Origin of the sequence: Asticcacaulis sp. SL142 (genome assembly GCF_026625745.1) — a bacterium.
Taxonomy (GTDB): Bacteria; Pseudomonadota; Alphaproteobacteria; order Caulobacterales; family Caulobacteraceae; genus Asticcacaulis.
Genome location: NZ_CP113061.1, coordinates 3,361,247 through 3,385,580 on the forward strand (window position 1 = coordinate 3,361,247; position 24,334 = coordinate 3,385,580).

25 protein-coding genes and 1 other RNA gene are annotated in these 24,334 nt (G+C 58.4%); 16 read left to right on the top strand and 10 right to left on the bottom strand.

Annotated elements, in window-relative coordinates:
* Positions 1 to 276: 276 nt before the first annotated feature.
* The gene (locus tag OVA03_RS15320) at positions 277 to 1,617 is read left to right on the top strand and encodes a globin-coupled sensor protein (RefSeq protein ID WP_267525900.1); all 1,341 of its coding nucleotides are present in this window, start codon (positions 277 to 279) and stop codon (positions 1,615 to 1,617) included.
* 98 nt (positions 1,618 to 1,715) lie between these two features.
* Here OVA03_RS15320 and ssrA read toward each other — a convergent pair.
* From ssrA to flgF, 5 genes are all read right to left on the bottom strand, one after another.
* Positions 1,716 to 2,073: a transfer-messenger RNA gene (gene ssrA, locus OVA03_RS15325) on the bottom strand.
* A gap of 49 nt (positions 2,074 to 2,122) precedes the next feature.
* Entirely contained in the window at positions 2,123 to 2,857 is a 735-nt protein-coding gene (gene flgH / locus OVA03_RS15330) for a flagellar basal body L-ring protein FlgH (protein WP_267525901.1), read from the bottom strand.
* A gap of 9 nt (positions 2,858 to 2,866) precedes the next feature.
* Positions 2,867 to 3,640, bottom strand: a complete 774-nt coding sequence (gene flgA / locus OVA03_RS15335; protein ID WP_267525902.1) for a flagellar basal body P-ring formation chaperone FlgA — start codon at positions 3,638 to 3,640, stop codon at positions 2,867 to 2,869.
* A gap of 12 nt (positions 3,641 to 3,652) precedes the next feature.
* Complete coding sequence (gene flgG, locus OVA03_RS15340) at positions 3,653 to 4,441, bottom strand: flagellar basal-body rod protein FlgG (protein ID WP_267525903.1); 789 nt, start codon at positions 4,439 to 4,441, stop codon at positions 3,653 to 3,655.
* A gap of 154 nt (positions 4,442 to 4,595) precedes the next feature.
* Complete coding sequence (gene flgF / locus OVA03_RS15345; protein WP_267525904.1) at positions 4,596 to 5,348, bottom strand: flagellar basal-body rod protein FlgF; 753 nt, start codon at positions 5,346 to 5,348, stop codon at positions 4,596 to 4,598.
* A gap of 346 nt (positions 5,349 to 5,694) precedes the next feature.
* On the opposite strand from flgF, the gene OVA03_RS15350 reads away from it, so the two are divergent.
* The 8 genes from OVA03_RS15350 to OVA03_RS15385 all read left to right on the top strand — a co-directional run bounded on the left by OVA03_RS15350 (position 5,695) and on the right by OVA03_RS15385 (position 14,443).
* Complete coding sequence (locus tag OVA03_RS15350) at positions 5,695 to 6,369, top strand: flagellar basal body-associated FliL family protein (protein ID WP_267525905.1); 675 nt, start codon at positions 5,695 to 5,697, stop codon at positions 6,367 to 6,369.
* 265 nt (positions 6,370 to 6,634) lie between these two features.
* On the top strand, positions 6,635 to 7,675 hold the full coding sequence (fliM, locus tag OVA03_RS15355) for a flagellar motor switch protein FliM (protein WP_420710512.1): 1,041 nt from the start codon (positions 6,635 to 6,637) through the stop codon (positions 7,673 to 7,675).
* Between the two features lie 13 nt (positions 7,676 to 7,688).
* Positions 7,689 to 8,423, top strand: a complete 735-nt coding sequence (locus OVA03_RS15360; RefSeq protein ID WP_267525907.1) for a DUF6468 domain-containing protein — start codon at positions 7,689 to 7,691, stop codon at positions 8,421 to 8,423.
* Positions 8,424 to 8,439: 16 nt separating this feature from the next.
* A complete protein-coding gene (locus tag OVA03_RS15365) occupies positions 8,440 to 9,306 on the top strand; it encodes a MotE family protein (RefSeq protein ID WP_267525908.1) in 867 nt (288 codons plus the stop codon).
* Between the two features lie 22 nt (positions 9,307 to 9,328).
* Positions 9,329 to 12,376, top strand: coding sequence for a tetratricopeptide repeat protein (locus OVA03_RS15370; protein WP_267525909.1), 3,048 nt, complete (start codon positions 9,329 to 9,331; stop codon positions 12,374 to 12,376).
* Between the two features lie 109 nt (positions 12,377 to 12,485).
* Positions 12,486 to 13,391, top strand: a complete 906-nt coding sequence (locus OVA03_RS15375) for an SPFH domain-containing protein (protein ID WP_267525910.1) — start codon at positions 12,486 to 12,488, stop codon at positions 13,389 to 13,391.
* A 134-nt stretch (positions 13,392 to 13,525) separates the two neighbouring features.
* Complete coding sequence (locus OVA03_RS15380) at positions 13,526 to 14,095, top strand: hypothetical protein (protein ID WP_267525911.1); 570 nt, start codon at positions 13,526 to 13,528, stop codon at positions 14,093 to 14,095.
* 15 nt (positions 14,096 to 14,110) lie between these two features.
* Complete coding sequence (locus OVA03_RS15385) at positions 14,111 to 14,443, top strand: hypothetical protein (protein ID WP_267525912.1); 333 nt, start codon at positions 14,111 to 14,113, stop codon at positions 14,441 to 14,443.
* On the opposite strand, the gene fliP is transcribed toward OVA03_RS15385, so the two are convergent.
* A complete protein-coding gene (gene fliP / locus OVA03_RS15390; RefSeq protein WP_189486554.1) occupies positions 14,440 to 15,150 on the bottom strand; it encodes a flagellar type III secretion system pore protein FliP in 711 nt (236 codons plus the stop codon). The two genes, OVA03_RS15385 and fliP, sit on opposite strands and share 4 nt — an antisense overlap.
* A 104-nt stretch (positions 15,151 to 15,254) precedes the next feature.
* Positions 15,255 to 15,605, bottom strand: coding sequence for a flagellar biosynthetic protein FliO (locus OVA03_RS15395; protein ID WP_267525913.1), 351 nt, complete (start codon positions 15,603 to 15,605; stop codon positions 15,255 to 15,257).
* A 164-nt stretch (positions 15,606 to 15,769) separates the two neighbouring features.
* Here OVA03_RS15395 and flgB point away from each other — a divergent pair, with 164 nt between their 5' ends.
* The 3 genes from flgB to fliE are packed head-to-tail and all read left to right on the top strand — an operon-like array spanning position 15,770 to position 16,949.
* Positions 15,770 to 16,177 carry a flagellar basal body rod protein FlgB gene (gene flgB, locus OVA03_RS15400; protein WP_189486311.1) on the top strand — a complete coding sequence of 136 codons (408 nt, stop codon included), beginning with the start codon at positions 15,770 to 15,772 and terminating at the stop codon, positions 16,175 to 16,177.
* A 10-nt stretch (positions 16,178 to 16,187) separates the two neighbouring features.
* Complete coding sequence (gene flgC / locus OVA03_RS15405; RefSeq protein WP_267525914.1) at positions 16,188 to 16,625, top strand: flagellar basal body rod protein FlgC; 438 nt, start codon at positions 16,188 to 16,190, stop codon at positions 16,623 to 16,625.
* 9 nt (positions 16,626 to 16,634) lie between these two features.
* The gene (gene fliE / locus OVA03_RS15410; RefSeq protein WP_267525915.1) at positions 16,635 to 16,949 is read left to right on the top strand and encodes a flagellar hook-basal body complex protein FliE; all 315 of its coding nucleotides are present in this window, start codon (positions 16,635 to 16,637) and stop codon (positions 16,947 to 16,949) included.
* A 106-nt stretch (positions 16,950 to 17,055) separates the two neighbouring features.
* On the opposite strand, the gene OVA03_RS15415 is transcribed toward fliE, so the two are convergent.
* A complete protein-coding gene (locus tag OVA03_RS15415) occupies positions 17,056 to 17,982 on the bottom strand; it encodes a hypothetical protein (RefSeq protein ID WP_267525916.1) in 927 nt (308 codons plus the stop codon).
* Between the two features lie 290 nt (positions 17,983 to 18,272).
* On the opposite strand from OVA03_RS15415, the gene fliQ reads away from it, so the two are divergent.
* The 4 genes from fliQ to cckA all read left to right on the top strand — a co-directional run bounded on the left by fliQ (position 18,273) and on the right by cckA (position 22,968).
* Complete coding sequence (fliQ, locus tag OVA03_RS15420) at positions 18,273 to 18,536, top strand: flagellar biosynthesis protein FliQ (RefSeq protein ID WP_267525917.1); 264 nt, start codon at positions 18,273 to 18,275, stop codon at positions 18,534 to 18,536.
* A gap of 45 nt (positions 18,537 to 18,581) precedes the next feature.
* Positions 18,582 to 19,394 (top strand): flagellar biosynthetic protein FliR, encoded by an 813-nt coding sequence (gene fliR, locus OVA03_RS15425; protein WP_267525918.1) that lies wholly within the window; start codon positions 18,582 to 18,584, stop codon positions 19,392 to 19,394.
* Between the two features lie 3 nt (positions 19,395 to 19,397).
* A complete protein-coding gene (gene flhB / locus OVA03_RS15430) occupies positions 19,398 to 20,471 on the top strand; it encodes a flagellar biosynthesis protein FlhB (protein ID WP_267525919.1) in 1,074 nt (357 codons plus the stop codon).
* A 331-nt stretch (positions 20,472 to 20,802) separates the two neighbouring features.
* Positions 20,803 to 22,968, top strand: coding sequence for a cell cycle histidine kinase CckA (cckA, locus tag OVA03_RS15435; protein ID WP_267525920.1), 2,166 nt, complete (start codon positions 20,803 to 20,805; stop codon positions 22,966 to 22,968).
* 176 nt (positions 22,969 to 23,144) lie between these two features.
* Here the strand turns inward: cckA and OVA03_RS15440 are convergent, their stop codons facing one another.
* Both OVA03_RS15440 and rpmE read right to left on the bottom strand, forming a co-directional pair.
* Entirely contained in the window at positions 23,145 to 24,017 is an 873-nt protein-coding gene (locus OVA03_RS15440; RefSeq protein WP_267525921.1) for a heme-dependent oxidative N-demethylase family protein, read from the bottom strand.
* 87 nt (positions 24,018 to 24,104) lie between these two features.
* Complete coding sequence (gene rpmE / locus OVA03_RS15445; RefSeq protein WP_267525922.1) at positions 24,105 to 24,329, bottom strand: 50S ribosomal protein L31; 225 nt, start codon at positions 24,327 to 24,329, stop codon at positions 24,105 to 24,107.
* Between the last annotated feature and the right edge of the window lie 5 nt (positions 24,330 to 24,334).

Sequence of the window (24,334 nt, forward strand, 5' to 3'; positions counted from 1 at the left end):
AAAAAAATCGCTGATTGTGAAAAAATTACATATTCGAATATTTAGCTGCGGTTCCCTGAATTATACTTTAGCAAAAACAGGAGGTTAATTATTGATATTACTGCCCATCGCACACGTCTTGCCGAACGCTGTTATGTGGTGTGTCGCATTTTGCGGCACTATATAACCAACTGATATTGCAAACAAATGGCAACTGGGTTTGACGAAAATCTTTGTTAACCATTTCAGGTTGAAAACGGATCAACAGATACGCCGCATTTTCGACAGGGTCTTTACATGACACACGCTGCTACCCAAACCACCCGCCAGCGTCTGGCGTTTGCGCGTATCGAGCCCGCTGATATCGCCACGCTCAAGAAAATATGGGTGTTTATTGAGCCGCAGCTTGACCGGATTTTGGACGGCTTTTACCGTCATGTCCGTACCGACGAAGGGCTGGGCAAGATGATCGGTGACCGCGAGCCGGCGCTTAAGGCCGCGCAAAAGCGCCACTGGCAGGGCCTGTTCAATTCCGGATTTTCCGACGCCTATTTTGAAAGCTCTTACCGCATCGGTAATACCCACTTCCGCATCGGGCTTGAGCCGCGCTGGTACATTGCCGCCTATCAGTATGTTACGGATGCCCTGGTTGAACTGATCGTCGGTCATTACCGCTTCAATACTAAGCAATCCGCCGCAGCACTCGTGGCCGTCAATAAGGCGGTGTTCATTGATCTCGATATCGCCATTTCGACCTATCAGGACGCTATCATAGGTGAGCTGAACCGTAAAAACACGGTCATTGAAACCGCGATTGGTGAGTTTGAAGTCCGGCTGGATGAGATACTCAAAAACGTCAACCGCAGCACCGATGACCTCGGCACCACCTCTCAGGTGCTGAGTTCCGTCGTGACTATCGCCCAAAGCAGTTCCGAAAGTGTGGCCAGCATCGCCCAGCGCTCCAGCATGGATGTATCGTCCGTGGCTTCGGCGTCCGAACAGATGAGTAAGGCCATTCAGGAAATTGCCTCTCAGGTCCACGGCGCGTCCCATGGCATCCGCACGGTCGCCCAGATGGCCGAGGCCTCATCCCAGGAAGTGGGCCACCTTTCGACCTCGGTGCTTAAGATCGGGGAAATCCTGCAACTAATCCAGGGCATTGCCTCTCAGACCAATCTTCTGGCGCTCAATGCCACTATTGAAGCCGCCCGCGCCGGTGACGCCGGCAAAGGCTTTGCGGTTGTGGCGACCGAAGTCAAGCAACTGGCCGATCAGACCGCGCGGGCCACAACCGATATCGCCAAGCAGATTCAGGACATTCAGCAATCGACCGGCAAGGCGGTTGAGTCCATTGGCCGGATCGTGGACTCCATCGGTGATGTCGAAGCCACCGCCACGGCTATTGCCGCCGCGATGGAAGAACAGTCGACGGCGACCAACGAAATCACCGCCAGCATCCATAGCGTGTCTGATGGTGCGTCTGAACTGTCCGGCAATGTGGAATCGCTCAATTCCGCCGTGGGCGACACCGGCGAGGCCACGGTTAAGGTCGATCAGGCGACCCGTCTGCTGAATGAGCAGTCCGAAAGCCTCAGTCACTATGTTGACGGCTTCTTCAAGACGCTGCGGGCGGGCTAAATTTGGGGAAAGTGACAGGCTTCTGTTGCCGCGTCCGAAATTTTCACTGAGGAAACGACGGGCTTCTGTTGCCAGGCGTCCGAAATTTTAGTGAGGGAAGTGGAGGGCTTCTGTTGCCAGGCGCCCTCCGGGCCCCGCCTAGGGGGCTACCCCTAGGAGTTTAGGTCGGAATTACCGGCACCGCATTACGCAGCGACAGCAACATCCTGTGCAAAGTTATCGTTTGCAGTTACAATAAGGCCGATCGCGGAGGCCCACACCGAGAGAAAGCCACGTCTTTACACGCTTGTCGATCCTGATCGGCCCCGTATGTCCAGATGATAACGTCTGAAGTTTTGGTGGAGCCGCCGGGAATTGCACCCGGGTCCAAATCGCTTATTACACGCACGTTTATCCCCATAGTCAGCCGAAACTGACCCCTCCAATATAGGCCCTTTGGCCAGTGAGGGAAAGGGGGATACGCATAATATGCGTGGAATTATACGTGATGCGAGGCACGTAAAGCTTAAAACGGCGAGAAGCGTTCCATAATAGCCTGAGACGCCGGTGCGCCCTGCATGCGGGTGACATCGCCTCTGCCGCCGTAAGATATGCGCGCTTCGGCCAGTTGGGTGTGCTTGATGGTGTTGGCCGAGGAGATATCTTCGGGCCGTACGATGCCTGCGACGGTTAGTTCACGCACTTCGCGGTTGGTGCGCACTTCCTGACGGCCCTGGATGATCAGGTTGCCGTTCGGCATAACACCCGAAACCACCGCGGCGATGGTCAGGGAGACCTTTTCGGAGCGGTTGATCGTGCCGGAACCGTTCGATGTGGTTGATCCCTGCGAACTCAGGGCATTGGCCGGGTCAAAACCGTTAGGCAATATCTTCCCCAGCGAAGACTCCAGCCCGAAGAAGCTGCCGACCCCGGCGGAATATTCATTGTCGCGGGAGCGGGCGGTGGTGTTCTGGGTCTGGGCGGAATCGTTGATATCGATGCTCACGGTGAGAATATCGCCAACATGACGGGCGCGCTGATCGTTAAAGAAAGTGCGTGCACCGGCGCGCCACAGACTGTTGGAGGAGGCGGCCGGGCGCTCACCTTGCGGCACCATGATCACCTGTTGTTGCGGCACCAGAGCGGCGGGGTAACCGATCGGTGCCAGTTCCGGCCCTTTGACCGCTTCGGTGACGGTCGAGCAGGCGCTGAGTGACGCGCCCGCGAGGGCAATGATGGCTAAGGCTTTGAGATTACGCATGATAATGACCTATCTGGCGGAATAATATTGCGGGTTGGCGGCACGCATCTGTAAGGCAGCGGGACCAGCCGCGGCGGTGCCGGGGCCGGTAATGACGGCATCGACGGTCTTTTTCGAGGTCGGGTTCAGCACCGAAATGACATCGCCAGCCGCGCCGTCTTTTTGGGCGAGGCCGGTCATAGACAGGTTGATGCCGCCGACCGACCAGACAACCTTGACGGACTGAGATTTCTTGACGACGACGGGGTTGGACAGGTCAGATGCCCGCACAACCGCCCCTTCGCGCAAGGGATAGCGGGCGGATTTGCCGATAATATCCTGCGGTGAGACGTTAGCCCCCGCCAGATGAGCCTGAACCGGCTGGTAAGAGAGGTCTGACGGCTGCACCACATCGCCGGTATTGAGCGATCGGGTAAACACAAGCGCCTCTGAGGTCTTGCCCGCTGGGGCTTTCGCGGCGGTTTTGACGGTGTGCGCGACCGGAGCAGGCGCAGAACCATCCGGGCCTTGCGCGACGATAATCCGGCGTAAACCCTTGGGGTTGGTCCAGTAAAAGCCGCTTTGACGGGCAATGGCCTGAACCTGAGCGGCATCCAGAACCGCCGTGGCGCCTGAGCGCACCCCCAAAACCACGTCTGACGCGCCGTCAGCATAGTCAAACACATCGCCCAGCGTGATGCGCCCGTCGCCGTCGCTGGGCGCGGCCTTGAGCACCAGCATATTGTCGGCCATCGCCAAGGTAGGTGCTGCCGCAAAGGCAAGGTATAACAATAGCTTACGCATGATCAGTTACCCTTAAGACCTGAGCTGGCCGGCGACCGACAGCATTTCATCGGCTGTGGTGATGACTTTTGAATTCATTTCATAGGCGCGTTGGGCCACGATCAGCGAGGTGATTTCGGATACGGCATCGACGTTGGACGCTTCGATATAGCCCTGCAACAAGGTACCATAACCGACATCGCCCGGCGTTGAGATATTGGGCGCACCCGACGCGCCGCTCTCCAGGAACAGGTTATCGCCCATGGCTTCGAGGCCCGCTTCGTTGAAGAAGGTCGCGATTTCAAGCTGGCCAATGATGGTTGGCTCGGTCACGCCGTCCTGCACGACCTGCACCTGACCGGTCTTGGAGACGGCGACATCGCGCACCCCTTGCGGCACAGTGATGGCGGGCTGAACCAGATAACCGTCGTCGGTGACCAACTGGCCCTGATCATTGACGCTGAAATTCCCGGCGCGGGTATAGGCGGTCTCACCCGACGGCATCAGGATTTGGAAATAGCCCTTACCCTCGATCGCCAGGTCATAGGTGCCCTCAGTCCGGGTCGGGGAGCCTTGCGTCATAATGCGGTAAGTAGCCCCCGCCTTGACGCCGTTACCGATCTGGATACCGGTCGGGACGACCGTGCCGGTTTCCGACGACTGGGCACCCATGCGCTCGACGTTCTGGTAGAGCAGGTCCTGAAACTCGGCGCGTTGTTTTTTGAAGCCGACCGTGTTCATGTTGGCGATGTTGTTGGAGATGACTTCGACGTTCATCTGCTGGGCGGACATGCCGGTGGTGGCGGTTCTTAAAGCGCGCATGAATTACACTCCGCAGATACGGGGATAAATGAACTCCAGATCGTGTTAGCGATCTGGCAAGGGCCCAAAATAGTGAAGAATGGGCCGCCGCCGCTTATGCGGCGAGCCCCATATTCTTTCTCAAGAAAGTTTTGGGCAACTGAGCGCATACTCATCATGCTACCTTCCCTAAACGTTCAACCGCAGTGCGATTAAGTTCCTGATTTTGATCGATTAGTCTGGCCAAAGACGCATAGGCGCGGTTGATTTCGACCAGTTTGGTGATTTCCATCACCGAATTGACGTTGGACGATTCCAGCATACCCTGACGCACCACGGATTCGGTGATCGGGGTGGCGGCCTGCGGGTTATTGAGGCGGTAGCTGGTGTCACCGGCTTTTTCGAGATCGCTTAGGGTGGCGATGCGCACGACACCAATCTTACCCACGCGAAGGGCACCATCCGGCGTGCGCTGGGAGACAATGCCGTCAGCCGAGATCGAGGGTTCGCCATATTGCGGGTCAAGGCGTATCTCCGCACCGCCTTCGCCCTGCACCGACAGGCCGTTCTGGGTCACCAGAATCCCTTGCGGATTAACGGTAAAGGCGCCGTTACGGGTATAGAGCGGACCGTCAGCGCCGTTGATGGCAAAGAAGGTGTTTTCCCCGTCCAGGGCCATGTCATAGGGCGACCCGGTCTGGGTAAAGGTGCCTTGGGAAAAATCACGGCCCACGCCCTTATCATAGGCGAAGTTGGCCGGTGTGCGGATCGGATCGTTAAAGGCCGGGCGGCCGGGCTCAGTTTCGACCAGTAATTGCTCGAACTTATAGCCATTGGTGTTCATGTTGGCGATGTTGTTGGCCGTGATGTCCAGTTCACGCCGCAGCGTCAGTTGACGGGACAGGGCGATGTAGCTCGCATTATCCATTTGTGGCGCTCCTCTGAACTCGTTTGTTAAAAGCCGTTAACCATAAATGCAGGGCGGTTTCTTATCGGTGTGCAATCGCTGTGCCAAAGATGGTTAACGGGCGTGGATTTTCTCGAAACCCTTAAAATACCTATGTTTGCGCAGGGCTGTGGATTCGTATTGCGAATCTGCCCATGGTCGGAGGCGGGTTTGTGTGCGGCAAAAAATGCCGCGCGGGCTCTGGGCTTCCAAACGGATCGTTAACCATGTTTGGTCATGATCAGTTTACGAGGGTTAAGGTAAGGTTTGTTAATCAAACCCTGCTGCCCCGTTAGAGTACCGGTTGGATTGGGATGTAAGGCACGTAATGGCCAAGGGTAAGGATAAAAAACCAAAAGACGCAGAAGCGCCGCCGGTTGATGGCGAAGCCGCGGCGGATGGTGAAGGTGCGCCCAAGAAAAAGGGCCCGCCGATACTGATTATTGCGATTTCGGCCGGTGTCCTGCTGCTGGGCGGCGGTGGGGCCGCAGCCTATTTCCTATTGCTGGCCCCAAAGCCTGCGGCTGAGGCCGGTGAGCATGGTAAGGCCGAAGAGGGCCACGGTAAGGAAGACAAAAAGGACGCAAAAAAAGACGACGGCCACGGTAAGAAAAAAGAAGAAAAAGGCGGTCATGGCGGCGGCGCTGAGGCTGAGGTCGATCCGTCAAAGCAGCCGGTGATCACCGAAGGGCCGAACGGCGTTACCTATTACACACTGCCGCCGCTGATTTCGAATATTCAGTCGGCAGGCGGTCGGGCCTCCTACCTTAAGCTTAAGTTGACCTTTGAAGTGGCTGATCACGAAACGGTTGAGGCCCTGGGGCCCAACATGCCGCGCATTCAGGATGTCCTTCAATCCTTCCTGCGCGAGTTGCGCCCGGAAGACATGGCCGGATCGCAGGGCAATTATCAGTTGCGCCTCGAAATCCTGCGCCGCGTAAATCTGGTCATGGCACCCCATAAGGTCAATGCCGTGCTGATCGAAGAAATGCTGATCACATGATGTATAGCTTTTACGCGCATCTTGATCCCAAAACCGCGTCACACTTTTGGCTGGCGCCGAACTGCGTTTCGGGATGCGGTTCGATGTTTGACGCGCATCTGTATCCGAAAACCGCTTCACACTTTTCGGGATGCGCTTCATGACCGGAGAAGTCGATCAGGAAGCCATGATGGCCCAATGGGAGGCCGAACTGGCCGCCGAAGCGGATGCCGCGACGGGGGGCGGTGGCGGCAATGGCAACGATCTGGCGGCCGAATGGGAAGCCATGGTCGGCGGTGGCGGCGGTGGCGGCGACCGGATGAATGTGCCCGCCGGGGCCGAGCGCATCCTTAATCAGGACGAAATCGATAGCCTGCTGGGTTTTGATCTGTCCGACGAAGACTATAACGAACGCTCCGGCATCCGGGCCATTATTAATTCGGCCATGGTGTCCTATGAGCGCCTGCCGATGCTGGAAATCGTCTTTGACCGTTTGGTGCGGTTGATGACGACCTCCTTGCGCAATTTTACCTCTGATAACGTCGAAGTCTCGCTCGATAATATCTCCTCGATCCGGTTTGGCGATTATCTCAATTCGATCCCGCTGCCCGCGATTTTGGCGGTGTTTCGGGCCGAAGAGCTTGATAATTACGGTCTGCTGACGGTCGATTCCAACCTGATCTATTCGATCGTGGACGTGCTGCTCGGCGGGCGGCGCGGTACGGCGGCGCTGCGCATCGAAGGTCGGCCTTATACCACGATTGAGCGTGTGCTGGTGCAGCGGATGGTTGAGGTCATTCTGGCCGATGCTAAGGCCGCGTTTGAGCCCCTGACGCCGGTCAGTTTCAACCTTGACCGCCTTGAGACCAATCCGCGCTTTGCGGCGATTGCGCGTCCGGCCAATGCCGCCATCCTGGTCAAGCTGCGCATCGACATGGAAGACCGCGGCGGGCGGGTCGAGCTATTGTTGCCCTATGCCACGCTGGAACCGATCCGTAAGATGCTGCTGCAGCAGTTCATGGGTGAAAAGTTCGGCCGTGACAACATCTGGGAAAGCCACCTGGCGACAGAGTTGTGGACCACTCAGATGGAGGTGCGCGCCGTTCTGGATGAACAGCAGGTGCCGCTCAGCAAGGTGCTGAACCTAAAGGTCGGCGAAACGCTTATGTTGAACGCCAATGCCGAATCGCCGGTGCAGTTACGCTGCGGCACCATTCCGCTGACCCATGGCTATATGGGGCGTAAGGGCCACAGCATCGCCGTACGGGTCGAAGCACCGCTGACCGTGTCCACTAAACGTCGCCTGACGCAAACCAAAAAGAAGTAGAGGGCCTTAACCCATGTCCTATGCGGGCATTGTCATGGATGTCGTACTGATGGCGCTGCTGATAGCAGCGCTGATGTTCGGCGTGCGTCTGGACAAGCGCCTCAAAGGTTTGCGGGCGGCCCATGACAGTTTTGCCCGCGCCGTGGCTGACCTCGATCAGGCGGCGATCAAGGCCCATTCGGCGCTGCGCGAACTTCATACCGGCACCGATGAATCGCAGGAACTTCTGCACGGGCGTATTCTGGTGGCGCGTGACCTGCTGGCGAAGCTTGAAAGCCAGATTGCCCGCGCCGAAAAGGCCGAACGCGATATCGGTCGTCATGTTGAGGCGGCCAAAGCGCTTAAGTCTGACGCTCAGTCAGCGCCAATGCGTGGCGCGCCATTGGTGGCGATCAGGCCTGAGCCGGAACCGCCACCCGCTCAGGTGCCGGATCAACCCGTCACCAAACCTGCCGATAATCGCCGCTTCGGAGCCCTGCGCGCCGAGCGGCCCTCTCCGTTTAAAGAGGGGCCGTTTAAAGAGGGGCCGAAAACCTTCGCAAAACCGAAGCTGACCCGACCATCGGATGACGAGGTGCCACACATATCCGAAAACGTGCTGGCGTCGCTCAACGACATGCTGCGATCCTTTGAAGTCCCCAAACCCGACGCGAAAAACCGTGATGACGATCTGTTTGATACGCCGTCTGAGCCGCCCTTAGACCTTCCCGCCCGCCGCCGTCGCCGCTTTGACCAAAGATTTGAATAGTGAGATTTGAGTAGCCATGGCTAATCTGCCCCGTTTCCTGCCGCTCGTGTTCGTCGCCATTGGCGGCGTTCTGGCCATGAAGGCGGTATCGTCCGTCGATTCCATGCCGGACATGCTGAAATCGGCGCGCGCGGCCTTTGCCGAAGAGGCCGCCCCCGCAGAAAAGGCCCCCGCCAAACCTGCGGCCAAAACACCTGAGGCCAAAACCGCCGAGGCCCAAACTGCTGGAACTAAGGCGGACGGTGAAGGTGCTGACGCCTCAAGCGCCCAAGCCCCGAACGCCATGAGCGTGATGGATATGGCCACACCGGCGGCGACCGTCGCCCCGGCACCGGTGTGTGCGACCTCGATCAATGATCTGGCCAAGCAGGCGGGGATGTCGCCGTCTGAGCTTCAGGTGCTGCAATCGCTGGGCACCCGTCGCACCCAACTGGATGCCCGCGAAAAGCAGATTGCCTCACAGGAAGCGCTAATTCAGGCGGCGGATGCCAAGCTTGATGGCCGCATCAAGCAGATGGAAGCGCTTAAAGGTCAGATTCAGGCCCTGCTCGATCAGGCCAACAAAGGTGCCGACGACGACACCGCCCGCATGATTAAGGTCTATGAGGCCATGAAGCCCAAGGACGCGGCGCGTGTGCTGGAAACCATGCGCGATGATGTCCGTCTGCCGATCGCGGCCAAGATGAAAGAGCGCAGTCTGGCCGCCGTACTGGCCCAGATGACCCCAAATGGGGCCAAGGAGCTGACCGAAAAACTGGCCATGCGCATGAAACAAAGCGAAGACATTCAATCTAAACTTAACCAGATGGCCGCTAAACCGGCTACCCCGCCGCAAACCCAACCCAGTCAAACTCAACCAAGTCAAACTCAGGCCAGAAAGTAACCCTTAGCGCGTGTTGACCACCATGACCCGCTTCCTGTTGTCCGCGTCGCCTTTCGAGGCCAGCGCCAAAGACGATGACCGCGATGAGGGCGGCGTGAAAGCGCCGGTCGTATCCTTGCGCGCGGCTTTGAAGACAACGGCGGCGGTGGTGTTCCTGTCAGGGTTTGGGGTGACCTCAATTGCCTTGGCCACGCCCGCCGTCAAGGCCGGGATCGCTAGTGCTATGGCTTCAAAGGCTCAGATCGATATCCGCGTCGGTCGCAACGATAGCGCCGGGCGGATTGAAATCTATGGCTCGACCGGATCGCGTGCGTCGGTGCGGCGTGACAATGGTCAGGTGGTGGTGCGCCTGCCCGGTAATCTGCGGCCCGATATCGGTGACCTGAGCGCCAACCCGCCCGAAGGGGTCAAATCGGTCAGCCTGCGTCAGGACAGTCGCGCCACGGAGCTGCTGCTCACCCTGAAGGACGGCGTCGAAAGCCATTTCGGACGCGCCGACGGGGCAGTGTTTGTGCAGATCGATCTGCCGAAAGCGCAAGTTCTGCCCACGCGCGGCGAGGCGTCCATTACGCTGCAGGAATTAGAACGCAAGGTCGGGGTTGCGCCCACCGCCGCTGAGACGGTCCAGGTTCAGGCCACAGCCATTGACGGCGGGGTCGATCTGAGCTTCCCGTTCACGGCACCGGTCGGGGCGTCGGTATTCCGGCGCGGCGAGTCGGTATGGATCGTGTTCGATAAGGACGCCGAACTGAAACTGCCCGCGAGCTTACGTGACGGCAAGGTGATCACCGCCGCCGCCTTTGCGCGCAATGACGGCTTTACCGCCCTGCGTCTGACGGCACCCGCAGGGGCGGTGACGGCCAGTGTTGAAAACGGCACCTGGCGGGTGCGTGTCGGCGGGCGGTCAATCAATACCGAACAGGTCAGTGAGGTCAGCGTGGCGCGGGACGATACCACAGGCGCGTCGGCTCTGGCGGTCAATATGGCCGGGGCCGGACGGGTGGCGTGGATACGCGATCCGGCCATCGGCGATCGTATGGCGGTCATCACCGCGCGCGGGCCGGTCAAGCGGCTGATGTCAGAACGCACCACCCCACAGGCGGCTTTGGGCACGACGGCGCAGGGGCTGGTGGTTGAGCGCATGACGCCGGATGTCACGGTGGATGTCTCAGGCGATATCGTCACAATTACGCGGCCCAAAGGCCTGTCTTTGTCGGCCCCGGCCCAGTGGGCGCGTGAGGATGAGACCATAAAGCCCCTGGAATATAAGGCGGCGGCATTCCCGTCCCTGATGGATGAGGAAAACTGGTCTAAGCTGCCGACCGGCGGGCCGATGTCGGGGTTCCTTGGCCGCTATAATCAACTGCAGCAACAGGCGGCGGATGAGGCCGATAAGGGCATAGGCGCCACAACCGGCGCGCGTCTATCGCTGGCGCGCTTTCTGATCGGGCAGGGGCTTAATTTTGAAGCCATTGGCGTGCTCGACCTGCTGGGTAAGCAAACGCCTGCCGTGTTGGGAGATCCGCAGTTCCGGGGCCTGCGCGTGATGGCCAAGGTCATGGTCGGGCGCTACCGCGATGCCCGCGCCGATCTCGATTCGACCGCCCTGATCAGTGATCCAGCCGCTGACCTGTGGCGCGGCTATGTGGCGGTTCAGGAAGGCCAATATGCTGAGGCCCGCCAGAGCTTTAAAGACGGTGCCGGGGCTTTGGATGTGTTTCCGGCGACCTGGCGGACACGCTTTGCGGCTGCTAATGCCTATGCCGCCTATCAGATGAACGACCTGACCGCGGCTAAGGACATCATCACCTATGCGGTGTCACAGAACGCACCGCCGCTGGAGACGCTTGAGGCGCAACTGGTGCAGGCGCAGATATTTGAGGGGCTCGGCGATAAAAACCGCGCTTTGAAAATGTATGACGCCATTGCGCGCGCGCCGGTCGGGCGGATTGCGATGCCGGCTCAGATGCGGGCGGCGCGGCTTAATCTGGCGCTGGGGCGATCAAAGTCAGACGACACTTTGGATAAGCTCAATGGGCTGAGGTATCGCTGGCGCGGCGATGATGCCGAGCTTGAGCTGTTATCGACCATTGGCGATATCTATCTGGGGCAGGGCCGCTACCGGCAGGCGCTGGAGACGCTGAAATCGAGTGGTCAGCAGTTTGCAGGCCGTCCCGATGCCCTACCGATTCAGGCCAAGCTCAACACCGCCTTTCGCGGCCTGTTTCTGGACGGTCAGGCCGATGGCCTGCAACCGGTTGAGGCCCTGGGCCTGTTCTATGATTTCCGTGACCTGACGCCGATCGGGGCGGATGGTGATGAGATGGTGCGCCGTCTGGCGCGGCGGTTGATGGATGTTGACCTGCTCGATCAGGCGGCAGACCTGTTGCAGTACCAGATCGATAACCGCCTTCAGGGTGTGGCAAAGGCATCGGTCGCGTCGGATGTGGCGGCTATCCAGTTGATGAACCGTCAGCCGGAAAAGGCGCTTCAGGCCCTGTGGAAGACGCGCACGTCTCTGCTGCCGAAGCCGGTCATGGCTGAGCGCCGCATCCTTGAGGCGCGGGCGTTGACCGAACTGGGGCGCACCGATCACGCGCTGGAGGTGCTGGGGCCTGACAATTCCGGCGACGCTATGGATATTCGCGCCGATATCGCCTGGCGCGATAAGGACTGGGCCAAGGCTGGGGCCATATTGGAAAAGCGCTTGGGCGACCGCTGGAAGCGCGACGGGGCTTTAAGCCTTGACGATGAATCGCGCCTGATCCGGGCCGGTGTCGCCTATAGCCTGATGTCCGATCATCGCTCACTTAGCCGTCTGGCCGACCGTTTCGGCAAGTTCGCCGACGGCGCCCAGTCGCCGGAAGCCGTCCATGTGGCGCTGGCCGGGATGGACAATGGCCCGATCAATGCGCAGGATTTTGCCGTGGCGGCATCTAAGGCGGATAGCTTCACCGGCTGGGTGGCGGGCATGAAAAAGCGCCTGCGGGAAAAGGCGGCGGCCCCTCTGCCGGGCGCGAGCGGCCAGAGAACGGCGGCCAATCCGGCCCCGGCCGCGCCGAAGGCTTAATCATTTAGCCACAACTGTCGCGGCCTAACGCGATTTTTCAACCGAAAATGCTTACACTTTGCGGCGTATCGCTTTAGACTCCGACCCTATATTTTAGGGAGAGATCGATATGAATGTGTTCAATATGCGTAGTGGGGGTTCAGGGGGCGGCTCTGGCTCTGGCGGTCCGCGCCAGATTAATATGAACCTGGTGCTGATCGGGGCGGCTTTCGTGTTGGCGCTGGTGGGGCTGGCCTCATGTGGGCAGACCATTCAGCCGGGTAATGTTGGCGTGAAGATCAGGACGCTGGGGCCCAGTGCCGGGGTTGATCCCGTGCCGCTGAGATCGGGCTGGCATATCAACCTGCCGGGTGAGCGTATCGCTGAGTTTCCGGTGATCCAGCGCACCTATACCTACACGCGTGAAAGCGATGAACGCGGGCCGGAAAACGAAGAAGTGGCGTTCTCCGATAACAACGCCCTGCCGATGACGGCGGATGTACAGTTGGTCATGCGTATCGACCCGGCTAAGGCGCCCGCGCTCTATACCCGCTATCGCCTGAGCTTTGATCAGATGTTCGAAGGCCCGATCCGTAACGACGTGCGCTCAGCTATCGCGGCCGAAACCGAACTGGTCAGCGTTGAGTTCCTGTACCGGGGTGGCCGCCAGCAGGTGATCCAAAAGGCGCTGGCCCGCGTCAACCGCAAATGGGAACCGCAAGGGGTCAACATCAGCCAGCTCGACTGGATCGGCACCATCCGCTATCCGCAGGTGATCCTCGATTCCATTCAGGCCAAGACCAAGGCCGATGCTGATGCTTCGGCTGCGACGGCACAGGTCGCGGTTGCCAAGGCTCAGGCCGATGCCAAGATCGAAGAGGCCCGTGGTCAGGCCGAGGCCAACCGTCTGATCGCGCAATCCATCGCCGCCAGCCCCGGCGTCGTGCAACTGCGCGCCATCGAAAAGTGGGACGGTAAGCTGCCGCAGGTGACCGGATCGGCCACGCCGTTCATTAACCTGAAAAACGCTGAGTAAACTACGGTTGGCATCCGCAGTTTGAGAGGGAGGGCTTATGGCCCTCCCTTTTTTGCGGCCTTGTTCCGGGTCAGAAGATCGGTTAGCGTCTCAACCCATACGGGCGGGTACGCCTCAAGTCCGAAGGGGGGCATATGAAACTGTCGATCGATTTCGCATTCGCAGGTTTTGAGATTATCAAGAAAAACCCGGTGGCGGTGCTGCTGTGGGGTGTCGTCTATACGGTCGTCAGTCTGGCCGCGACGGTGCTTATGGTCCTGACCGGCGGGACATCGCTGGCGGCTTTGCAAAACTATGAACAGTCACCGCCCTCTGACCCCGCGGCGGTTTTCGGACAATTGGCGGCGGTACTGCCGTCGGCCCTGTTGGCGGGGCTTATCGGTCTGGTGGTCTCAGCCGTCATTCAGTGCGCCGTCTACCGCACCGTGTTGCAGCCCTCCGCGAAGGGCTTTGGCTATATGCAACTGGGCAGCCACGAAGTGCGTCAGATTGTTGCGACCATCCTGTGGTATCTGGCGTTTTTCCTGTTCTACCTGTTGTTTTTGGTTGCCGCTATGATCCCGCTGGTGCTCGCCAGTTTGGTAACGCGGGCCAGTGGCGTGCTGGGCGGTATCCTGATCTTTATCGTCGCCATCGCTGCTGTGGTGGCGTTTATCTATATTCTCAGCCGCTGGTCGCTGGCGCTGGTGCAAAGTTTTGATTAGCGCAAAATCAATCTGTTGGGCAGCTTCAAACTGACCAAGGGCAGCGGCTGGACGCTGTTGGGTGGATATGTCCTGCTGACCATTGTGGTGCTGATGATCGCGGCCGTGGTGTTCGGGGTTTTGTTCGGTGTGGCAATGGGCATGGGCATCGGCTTTTCGGAAGCGGCCAGCCAGATCATGCAGCCGGACATGTCGTCGCTTTCGGCGCTGTTCGGCGGTATCTACGGCGTTCAGATCGTCATCAGCGGTCTGTTGTCCGGGATAGGCTATGCGCTGTTCTACGGGGCAACAGCGGCGGCTTATCAGGTTTTAAGCACCAAGGGCACCAATGCGGCGGATGTATTTTAACCCGTCCCCGTGCCCTTTTGGAAGCTTTCGACCAGTGATCCGGCGACAAGGTTCCAGCCGTCGACCAGCACAAAGAAAATCAGCTTAAACGGCAGGGACACCACGACCGGCGGCAGCATCATCATACCCATGCTCATCAGCACGGACGCGACCACCAGATCGATCACCAGAAATGGCACGAACAGCAAAAAGCCAATCTCAAACGCCTTTTTCAGTTCCGAGATCATAAAGGCCGGGGTGATGACGGTGATCGGCAGGTCGATGGCTTCCTGCGGACGCTCCACCTTGGACAGGCGCACAAACAGGGCCAGGTCTTTCTCATCGACCTGAGACAGCATAAAGCGTTTGGCAGGCTCAGACGCCGCATCAAAGGCCTGCGGCAGTTCCATCTCCTGATCCATCAGCGGGCGGATACCGGCCTGATAGGCCTCCTGATAGGTCGGGGCCATGACGATCGCTGACAGAAACAGCGACAGGGAAATGATCACCGCATTGGGTGGGCTTTGTTGCAGACCCAGCGCGGTCCTCAGCAGCGACAGCACGACCACGATCCGAATAAACGACGTCGTCATGACGACGATTGACGGGGCCAGCGACAGCACGGTCAGCAGGCCGATCATCTGCACGATGCGCGAGCTTAAGCCCCCGCCGGTGCCGAGGTCGAGATTGATCGATTGCGCCAGAACCTGGGTTGGCATGATCATCATCGCAAACCCGACGATGAAGCCCGCCAGCAACAAACCGTAGGTGGCCCATTTCGGCAGTGGTTTTTTAGGTTTACGCGCTGTGGATGGCGTGACGGATTTGGCCATTACAGATCCTTATCCGACAGGGGGCGGGTGCGTAGGGCGGGTCTTGCGACGGGTGTAGGCTCAGGCGGTAATTTAGGTTTTGGTTTGGGCAACTGGCGCGGTTCGATCAGTTCCTTGCCTTCGCCGAGCAGCAGCAGGCGCTCTTCGTCGTCAAGGCGCACCAGCACCAGCCGTCGCGCCGGATCGAGCACAAGGGTTTCGACGACTTGCATCCGCTTTTGCCCGCGCGGGGCCGTCAGGCGCGCCATCAGTTGCGGCGCATAGCGGCGCAGGACGAAGGCCAGACCCAGAATAAGGCCTAAGACCGTCATCAGCGAAAACACCGCCCTCAGCACGCCGACCAAATCCATAGACGCTCCCAAACCCACACACGATTAGCCATGCCCGGCGGGGGTTAACAAGCGGTTATCGTAAAGGCGTTGTTAACCAAAAACTGGGCATAATTTGCTTAGCTGTCTTGTCCTATAGGATGAGTCGGCGTCAGGTGGTTAATCTTTGTAAAGGTACAGCCTCAATGGATCTGAATAAGATCGGCATCTTTTCAGCCCTGAAAACCCAGATGGGCTGGCTGGGGCAGCGCCAGAAAGTGGTGGCCCAAAACGTCGCCAATGCCTCGACACCGGGTTTCAAGCCGCGCGATCTGCGGCCGCAGGACTTTGCCGCCGCCATGAAGGGGCAGGCATCGGGTGAGCTTAAGATGGCCGCCACCCGCGCAGGTCACATTGCCCCGGCGGGCGGTTTGGCCAATGCGGCCAAGGCCGTGGTAGCCCCGGATTCGGAAACGACGCTGGATGGCAATTCGGTGGTGGTCGAAGAGCAGATGCTCAAAATGGCCGAAAGCCGGATGCAGTACGATGCGGCCATCGGCTTTTATCAGAAATCGCTGGCCATGCTGCGGCTGGCTTCGACGCGACCAAGATAAGGAATAGCCTATGCCTACGATCAAATCTCAGCGCGGTGAAAACCTGGTTCAGAACTCGGCTATGGTCGCGGCGGCATCTGCCCTTAAGGCCCAGCAGGCGCGGATGCGTATCATCGCTGAAAACATCGCCAATGCTCAATCGACTGCCAAAACCCCCGGCGGTGATCCGTACCGCCGTCAGGTGCCGGTGTTTCAGGCCGCCCCCATCGACGGCACAACCGGCGTGAGATTGGCCCAGGTCAAGCCGGACATGAGCGACTTTTCGGTTGAGCATGACCCGTCCCATCCGGCGGCTGATGCCAGGGGCTATGTCAAACGCCCCAACGTCAATTCGCTGATTGAAACCATGGACATGCGCGAAGCCCAGCGCGCCTATGAAGCCAACCTTAATGTCATCGATACCGCGCGCGCTATGCAGCAGCGCACGATCGATATCTTAAAGAGATAGGGTAGATAGATGAACCCGATCCTCGCGGCCAAGGCCTATGGTGCCGCCCAAAGTCAGTTCAATAAAATATCCGGCGGCGAAGAAGCGGGCGGCACGCCGGATATCGGCTCTAAGTTCTCAAGCCTGCTGCAAAATACCGTGCAGCAGACCTATGCCTCAACCGCCAATGCCGAAAATCAGATCGCTTTGCAGGCTCAGGGCAAGACCGAACTGATTGATGCGGTGACGGCGATTTCCAGCGCCGAGGCGTCGTTAGAGACGGTTATCGCCGTAAGAGACCAAGTCATCGCGGCTTATCAAGAAATCATGCGCATGCCGATTTAAAAATCGCGGTCTTTGTGGGGCCCGTGCCGCCGATCAGGGCGCCCTATGTAGCAAACACACCAACCGTCACGACGCCTCGGAAAGTCCGAGGTAATAAGTGAATTGCTTAGTTTTGATACTCGTCCTCCTGATACCTAGTGAATTTTCGCTCATTGGGAAATGGCAAGAACACCCTGTTTTCAGCGTCCAGCATTCTGCAAAGGCCAGTAGATCGCACTGTTCCGTTTTTGTCTTTGTAAAGAAGTGTAGCCGAAATGCAGAGTGTAAAGATTCCATCTCGGATGCCTTCGAGCTGAGCGGAATTGTAAGATCGAGAGGAGTTTCGAAAAAACCTGAGTTCTCGACCAGGTATGATCTTTTGCTTCTCAATTTTTACCATGTTGTCGGCGGGAGTTTCCTCACCGTCGGGGGTGATGAGAAAGCAATCTACAGCAAGCCTGAAAGTTGTTGCTGGTGTATCACCGACATTAGCAAATACGATTGCGCATTGTATTGGAGCATCGATACTGATGTCCGTGAGTGCGACATGACGTACTTTTATTCTAGGTCGATGTGCGGCGATGAATTGTTCACGCGCCAGCCTCACGGCCTCAACGGTAGCATTAGCGCTTTTTTGAGAAGCCCACGCGGCCCAAGCCGCTGCGCCCAAGGTGAGGATCAAGGCTATGAAGTTTACTAAAGCAAGCCAATAATTGCTGCGGGCGCTTTCAGCCGCGACCCATTGCGCCCTAAGATCGCTTTCCTCGCGCTTTATAGCCTCGCACTCAGCTTTTGCGCGGGCTGCGTTCTCGGCATTTGCTTTGTTTTCCTCGGCGATTTGCAGACGCGTCTTTGGCGGCTGTTTTGGGGCGGCGTCATTCTTGATTTGAGCATTTGGGGCATGCTTTTGGTCACAGTTCCAAACGAAATCATGGGCAATGTCTTCTGGCTTTAGATTAGGCCTGGTCTGCCAAGCAAAAAATAGAAATGCACCGAAGACAGCTAGGCCTATGGCTCCAAATGCAGCGTGCTTGACCCAATCGCGTTCAGACATAATAAGAGATAAGCCGCCGTGAATTTGCCTCTGGAAAGCTTATTCCGCACGTTTACGTCTTCTCGTCAACTTGGATTGTAGCAAGGCGTTCCACAAGTTGATCACCACAACGATCTCGAACCCTCGACCTTTCCATGCACAGACAAGCTTCAGGTTTTTCGTCGCGTAGGCTTTGAGAATCGCGCTAACCCTTAATGCGAAATTAACCCTCCGGGGTGCATTTTCTGCCCGGTGACCCGGCATCTTATGCCGGTTTGCGGGTAAATATTAAGATTTAGGATGAGCGTTTCATGACCGGTGGCGAAGTTTTGGATGTGGGCCGCGATGCGATCTGGCTGACGATACAGCTCTGTGCGCCGGTGTTGCTGGTCGGCCTCGTCGTCGGTGTGGTTATCGGCCTGTTTCAGGCTTTGACCCAGATTCAGGAAGCCACCCTGATCTATGCCCCCAAGATTATCGCCATCTTCGCTACCTTGTTGTTAGCCCTGCCGTTTATGGGGGGGCTGTTATCGACCTTTATGCGTGAGATTGCGGCCCGAATCGCGGGGATGTGAAGCGTGAAAGTTGCCCTAACGCTTCGCTTCTTAAGGGCTGTATAGATGAGCCTCCCGCTAACCCCCGTTGACGTTCAGGCCGCCACCGATGCGGTGTCGTTCTTTGGCCCGTCGCAGCAGGTGTGGGCGGCCGGGCTGATTTTCCTGCGTATCGGGGCCGTGGTCATGCTCTTGCCGGGCTTGGGCGATCAGGCCGTGCCGCCGCGGATGCGCTTAGGGTTTTCGCTGGTTTTTTCCCTGATGATGCTGCCGATTCTGGGGCCGCAGATCCCGCCCTTACCCGCAAGTGTCGGTGAGGCCGGCGGTCTGATTATCTTAGAAATGCTGATCGGCCTGATGATGGGGTCGCTTATCCGGGTGTTTATCGCGTCCCTGGCCATTGCCGGGGAAATCCTGTCGCTGAGCACGACCCTGTCCTTTTCCCAGACGGCCAACCCGATGCAGGCGCAGCCGGGCACGAGCCTTGCGACCTTTCTGGCGCTGCTGGGGCTGGTGCTGATCTATGCGACCGGGCTGCACCACCTGTTCATCGAAGGCATCGTTGATTCCTATCAGATTTTCACGCCGGGCAAGGCCCTGATGATCGGGGATGCCGTAACCCTGATGATCCGCACCGTCGCGCAGACCTTCATGGTGGCCATTCAGATTTCAGCCCCCGTCATTGCCTTTAGCCTGATCTTTAATGTTGCCACCGGCTTTGTCGGGCGGATCATGCCGCAGTTTCCGATTTTCTTCGCCTCATCGCCGCTTAGCGTGCTGTTGGGGTTGAGCGTCTTTGCCATAGGTCTTGGGGTGTCGGGGACTGTGTTCCTTGAGCATTACCGTGACTTTCTGGCCACCTTCATCAGGCGTGGCTAAGCCATGGCCGAGGGTAGTGACGAAGATAAAACAGAAGAAGCCTCGGCCAAGAAACTGGACGACGCGCGAAAACGGGGTGAGGTTGCCAAGACCCCGGACCTGCCGCAGGTATTCGCTCTGATCGGCACCTGCGCGGTCATTGCCATCTACGGCGAGAAAATATGCCTGAGTCTGATTGAGAGCCTGACGCCATTTCTGGCTATGCCGCATGCGTTAGTCAAAAACCTCGATAATGGCGGCGGGGTAGAGATTGCCCGCCATATTATCCTGATGGTCTTGCCGGTGGTGGGGCTGGCCATGGCGGGGGCGTTTGTGCTGGGGGTGGCGGGCAACCTGCTGCAAACCGGTCTTCTGTTTTCGACCGAAAGCCTAAAGCCGACCTTTGATAAGCTCGATCCGATCAAGGGGTTTGGCCGACTGTTTGGCATTGATGCGCTGGTGCAGTTCCTGAAAACCTTCGTTAAGGTGCTGGTCACCGGCTGGATTTGCTGGGCGGTGCTGAAGCCCCGTCTGATGGATATTCCCATGCTGGCGGGCGGATCGCCAGTGCTTATTTTCCCCTATGTGCGCGATGTGTTGATCGTCATGACCATGGCGGTCTGTATCTTTCTGGCGCTGGGGGCGGGGCTTGATTTTCTGTGGCAAAAGTTCCGCTTTGCGCAAAAGATGAAGATGTCGCGCACCGAGCAAAAGGATGAATACAAGCAGGCCGAAGGCGATCCGCACGTCAAGGCCCGCCTGCGCCAGATACGCATGGAAAAGGGCCGTCAGCGCATGATGGCCAATGTTATGACCGCCACGGTCGTGGTCACCAACCCGACCCACTATGCGGTGGCGCTACGCTATGATGCCGAAGACACGCCCGCCCCAATGTGTGTGGCCAAGGGCGTTGATGCCGTCGCTCTGCGCATCCGGGAAGAGGCGGCCAAGCATGAGGTCATGATCGTCGAAGACCCACCGCTGGCGCGCGCGCTCTATGCGGCGGTCGATCTGGATGAAATAATCCCCGAAGAACACTTTGTCGCCGTGGCCAAGCTGATCGGCTTCGTTATGGCGCGAAAGAAGCGGGGGTTTTAAGTCTTTCCTCCTCCCCGCTGGCGGGGAGAAGGTGGCTTGGCGACAGGCAAGCCGGATGAGGGGCTGAGTACCGGTGGCTTAAAGCTCCGTGCTCTGTTGAATTGTCTACACTCTTGATGTTTGCCCCTCACCCTAACCGGCACGGGCCGCCCCGCTCTCCCCGCCTGCGGGGAGAGGGAATTAACAACAAATTATCCATAGTTCCGTGCGCATAAACACTTCGTTCAATCTTGACGGGCCAGATGAGTTGAAATTCGCTATCATGGCTTTGTGATTCGCAAGTATCGCCCCTGCGATGCCGCCCGCGTCACATCCCTTAAGGGAGACCTAAGTGTCCGCAACCTCAAACCCTGCCGTAACGCCCGCGCCCGCCTTTGATCTTAAGGCGCTAACGTCGCGGATGACGGAACGCGGCAGTTTGTGGACCATGGCCTGGGTAGCGGTGGTGGTATTGACGGCCTCCGGCGCGTTCTGGATGGTGTCAGGCACATTACCCTTCGGCATAGTGCTGGCGGCGGTATTGGTGGCGATAGCAGGAGTGATCGGCATGGGCTTATTTGCATTTTTCGGCGATGATGACGCCGCAAACTCTGGCCTGAACGCCGCCCATCTGACCGGGGCACTGACTGAGGCCGCTGCCGTGGCTGCGATGGATGGCCGGGTCGTGGCGTCAAACCGCGCCTGGGCAGAGGTCGGCGGATCGGCCAAACGCTTGCCGCAAGGTGAGGCGGCGCAGGCCATGTTCGTCGCCATGAAAGACGCCCGCGTGAGCGGTATGGGCCGCGCGGTGGTGCAGATCGGGGCCTCTGAGTTTGACGTTACGGTGTCGCGCCTGACCGACGATCAGGTGTTGGTGCGCGCCGTGCCGGTGGTGGTTCACGACGTGGCCATATATGCCCCGCCAGCGCAGGGTGACCTGTCCAGCGAAACCTTTTTAAACGACGCGCCGGATGCTGTCCAAGCTGGTCATGATGCCGGTAACGGTGCCTTTGATTCCTTTGCACGTGGGGCGCCGTTTGGTAAGGCCCTGCTGACCGGCGATGATCTGATGACCGCGACCGTGGTCGGGGTGAATACGGTGTTTGCGCAACTGCTTAAAGCCTCAGCCGATGACCTGACTGGCCGCGGGTTTGGTGACCTTTTGACGCCGTCGTCACGCGCGGAGACTGAAGCCCGCCTGTTGGGCGGCAAAAGCGGGCGCTTTGATATTCATCTGGCCGCCAATCCTGACTTGCCGGTACAGATGCTGATCTCCGAAGATACGACCGGGTTTATGGTCTATCTGTTTGATGTGTCTGAACAAAAGGAACTGGAGCAAAGCCTCGCTCAGGTGCAGAAAATGCAGGCGATCGGCCAATTCGCCGGTGGTGTCGCTCACGACCTGAACAACCTCCTGACCGGCCTGAAACTGCGTATAGATGAGTTGCTCTATAACCATCCGCTCGGTGATCCGTCCTATGATGGCCTGAAAGAAATCCGCCAGATCGGCACCCGCGCTGAGGATCTGGTGTCCAAACTTCTGGCCTTCGCCCGCAAAAAGACCGTCAAGCGGGTCACGCTCAATATAGGTGAGCTGGTCTCTGAGTTCGAGGTCTTCCTGCGCCGACTGATGCGCGAAGACGTTAAGCTTGAGACCGATTACGGCCGCGACCTGCCCAATATTCACGCCGACAAGAGCCAGATGGAAATGGCGGTCATGAACCTGGTGGTCAATGCTCGCGACGCCGTCCATGCCTCCGGCGGCGGCAAGGTGCGCATTAAGACGGCGGTGTTGAGCCAGTCCGAGGCCGCAGCCCTCGGCTGGGCTGAAGCGCCGGAACAGGGCGCCGCCCTGATCGAAGTGTCCGACAACGGTCCCGGCATCCCGCCTGACATCATGGCCAAGGTGTTCGAGCCGTTCTTTACCACCAAGCCGCAGGGCGAAGGCACCGGCCTTGGCCTCGCCACCGTTTACGGCATCGTCAATCAGGCCGATGGCCACATCACCATCACCTCGGTCGTCGCCCCTGAGCCGAACCACGGGGCAATCTTTCGCATCTTCCTGCCGGTAAAGATCGAGGTCGCCATGCCCGAATCTGCGCCGGTCGCCCCGCTGGTGGTGGCCAAGGTCACGCCCAAGGACATGTCGGGCGCGGGCCGCATCCTGTTTGTCGAGGACGAAGACATCGTGCGCGGTATCGCGGCCCGTCTGTTGCGTCAGCGCGGCTATGAGGTGCTGGAGGCCGCTGACGGCGAAGAGGCGCTGGAGATTATCGAGGCCGAAAATGGCCGGTTCGACCTGCTGATTTCGGACGTGATCATGCCAGGTCTTGACGGGCCGTCCATGCTCAAGCGCGCGCGGCCCTTGCTCGGAAATGTGCCGGTGATGTTTATCTCTGGCTATGCCGAAGCCGAGTTCTCGGACCTGCTGGATAATGAGGCCAATATTTCCTTCCTGCCCAAACCGCTCGACATCAAGACACTGGCGGAGCGCGTCAAAGAACAACTCGCCGCATAAAATTCCGTCTCTTGGCCATCTAATACGCAGTCTGCGCTGGCAGGTACTTTAGTACCTGCGGCGCTTGCCGGCTATTATCTGACTCAAGATCCGAAATTTTATCTCATGATTTCCTCTCCGCCCCTGCGAAGCGGGGGAGGGGGACCATCAAGCGTTAGCGCAGATGGTGGAGGGGGCTAAACTATCTCCGACAGCCGCTGCAACAACCTGTCCTTCTCCACCGTCAAGCCCTTATAGTCCAGTTCTTCCGGTGATAAGGCTTCAATCTGCGCGGCAATGGCCCGCGCCAGTTCCGCACCGTCATCGCGGCGGGTGAGCGCTTCCAGCGGGTCGATATAGATGCGGATGGTGAACAGGATATCACCGCTGACCGGCAGCTTGCGTAAGGTCTGACGCTCCAGCCGCAGGTAGATCCCGTCATCGAACCGGCGCGGTGGCGACAGGTGCGGGTGGTGCAATTCGTCATTGCCATAGATCGACCAGTTCCAGCGCACGACCGGCTGATCCGGCGTCAGGTTATCGAAAATCCGGTTCATGATGCTGGCGTTGCGGGTGCCCGCCGCAAACCCCGGCACCGGCGCGTGGATGGCGTCAAGCGGCTTACCGAATTTTTCGGGCAGGCTCCATGACGACGCAAAACAAACGCACCCCGCTGTCAGTCGCCAACCATCGGCACCTTTGCGCATCAGCACCAGATCTTCCTGGATCAGCCCTGCCGCAATCAGCAGCGGCGGCAGAAATGGTGCATCCATCCGCACGCGCCGAAACGCCGGTACAATATCAAGCTGTGGCCCCAGACGGTGATAAGTATCCGGAAATCTTTGTGGTAAATGATCGGCCAGCAAATGCAGCACCTCTCCTTGCGCCTCTTCCGTGCCCGCCTCAGCCACAAACACCTCATGCGGAACCCTGTTCATGACCTGATCCTTGGCATCCAGATAGGCCAGCAGATGTGTGTCGGCATCAATCCAGTCATGCAGATCGAGCGGCTTCAGGCCGATCTGAAATAGTTTCGATGAACCGTCATAAGGTGTGTGCAGTGGGGTCATAGCTGCGTTTTAACACAAAAAATCCGGCTCAAGTTGCCCTGAGCCGGATTTTTAAGAAACTTGGTTTCCGCAAGCGAGTGTACCCGCTTATTTCTTAAGGAAGCCGCCGAACTTGTTGTTGAAGCGCGACACGCGGCCGGCGCGGTCAAGCAGGGTGTTGGCACCACCGGTCCATGCCGGGTGAGTGCGCGGATCGATGTCGAGGTTCAGGACCGCGCCTTCTTTGCTGTAGGTGGAGCGCGTCTGATACGAAGACCCATCCGTCAGGGTGACGGTGATCCAGTGATAATCGGGGTGACCATCTTTTTTCATTTTAT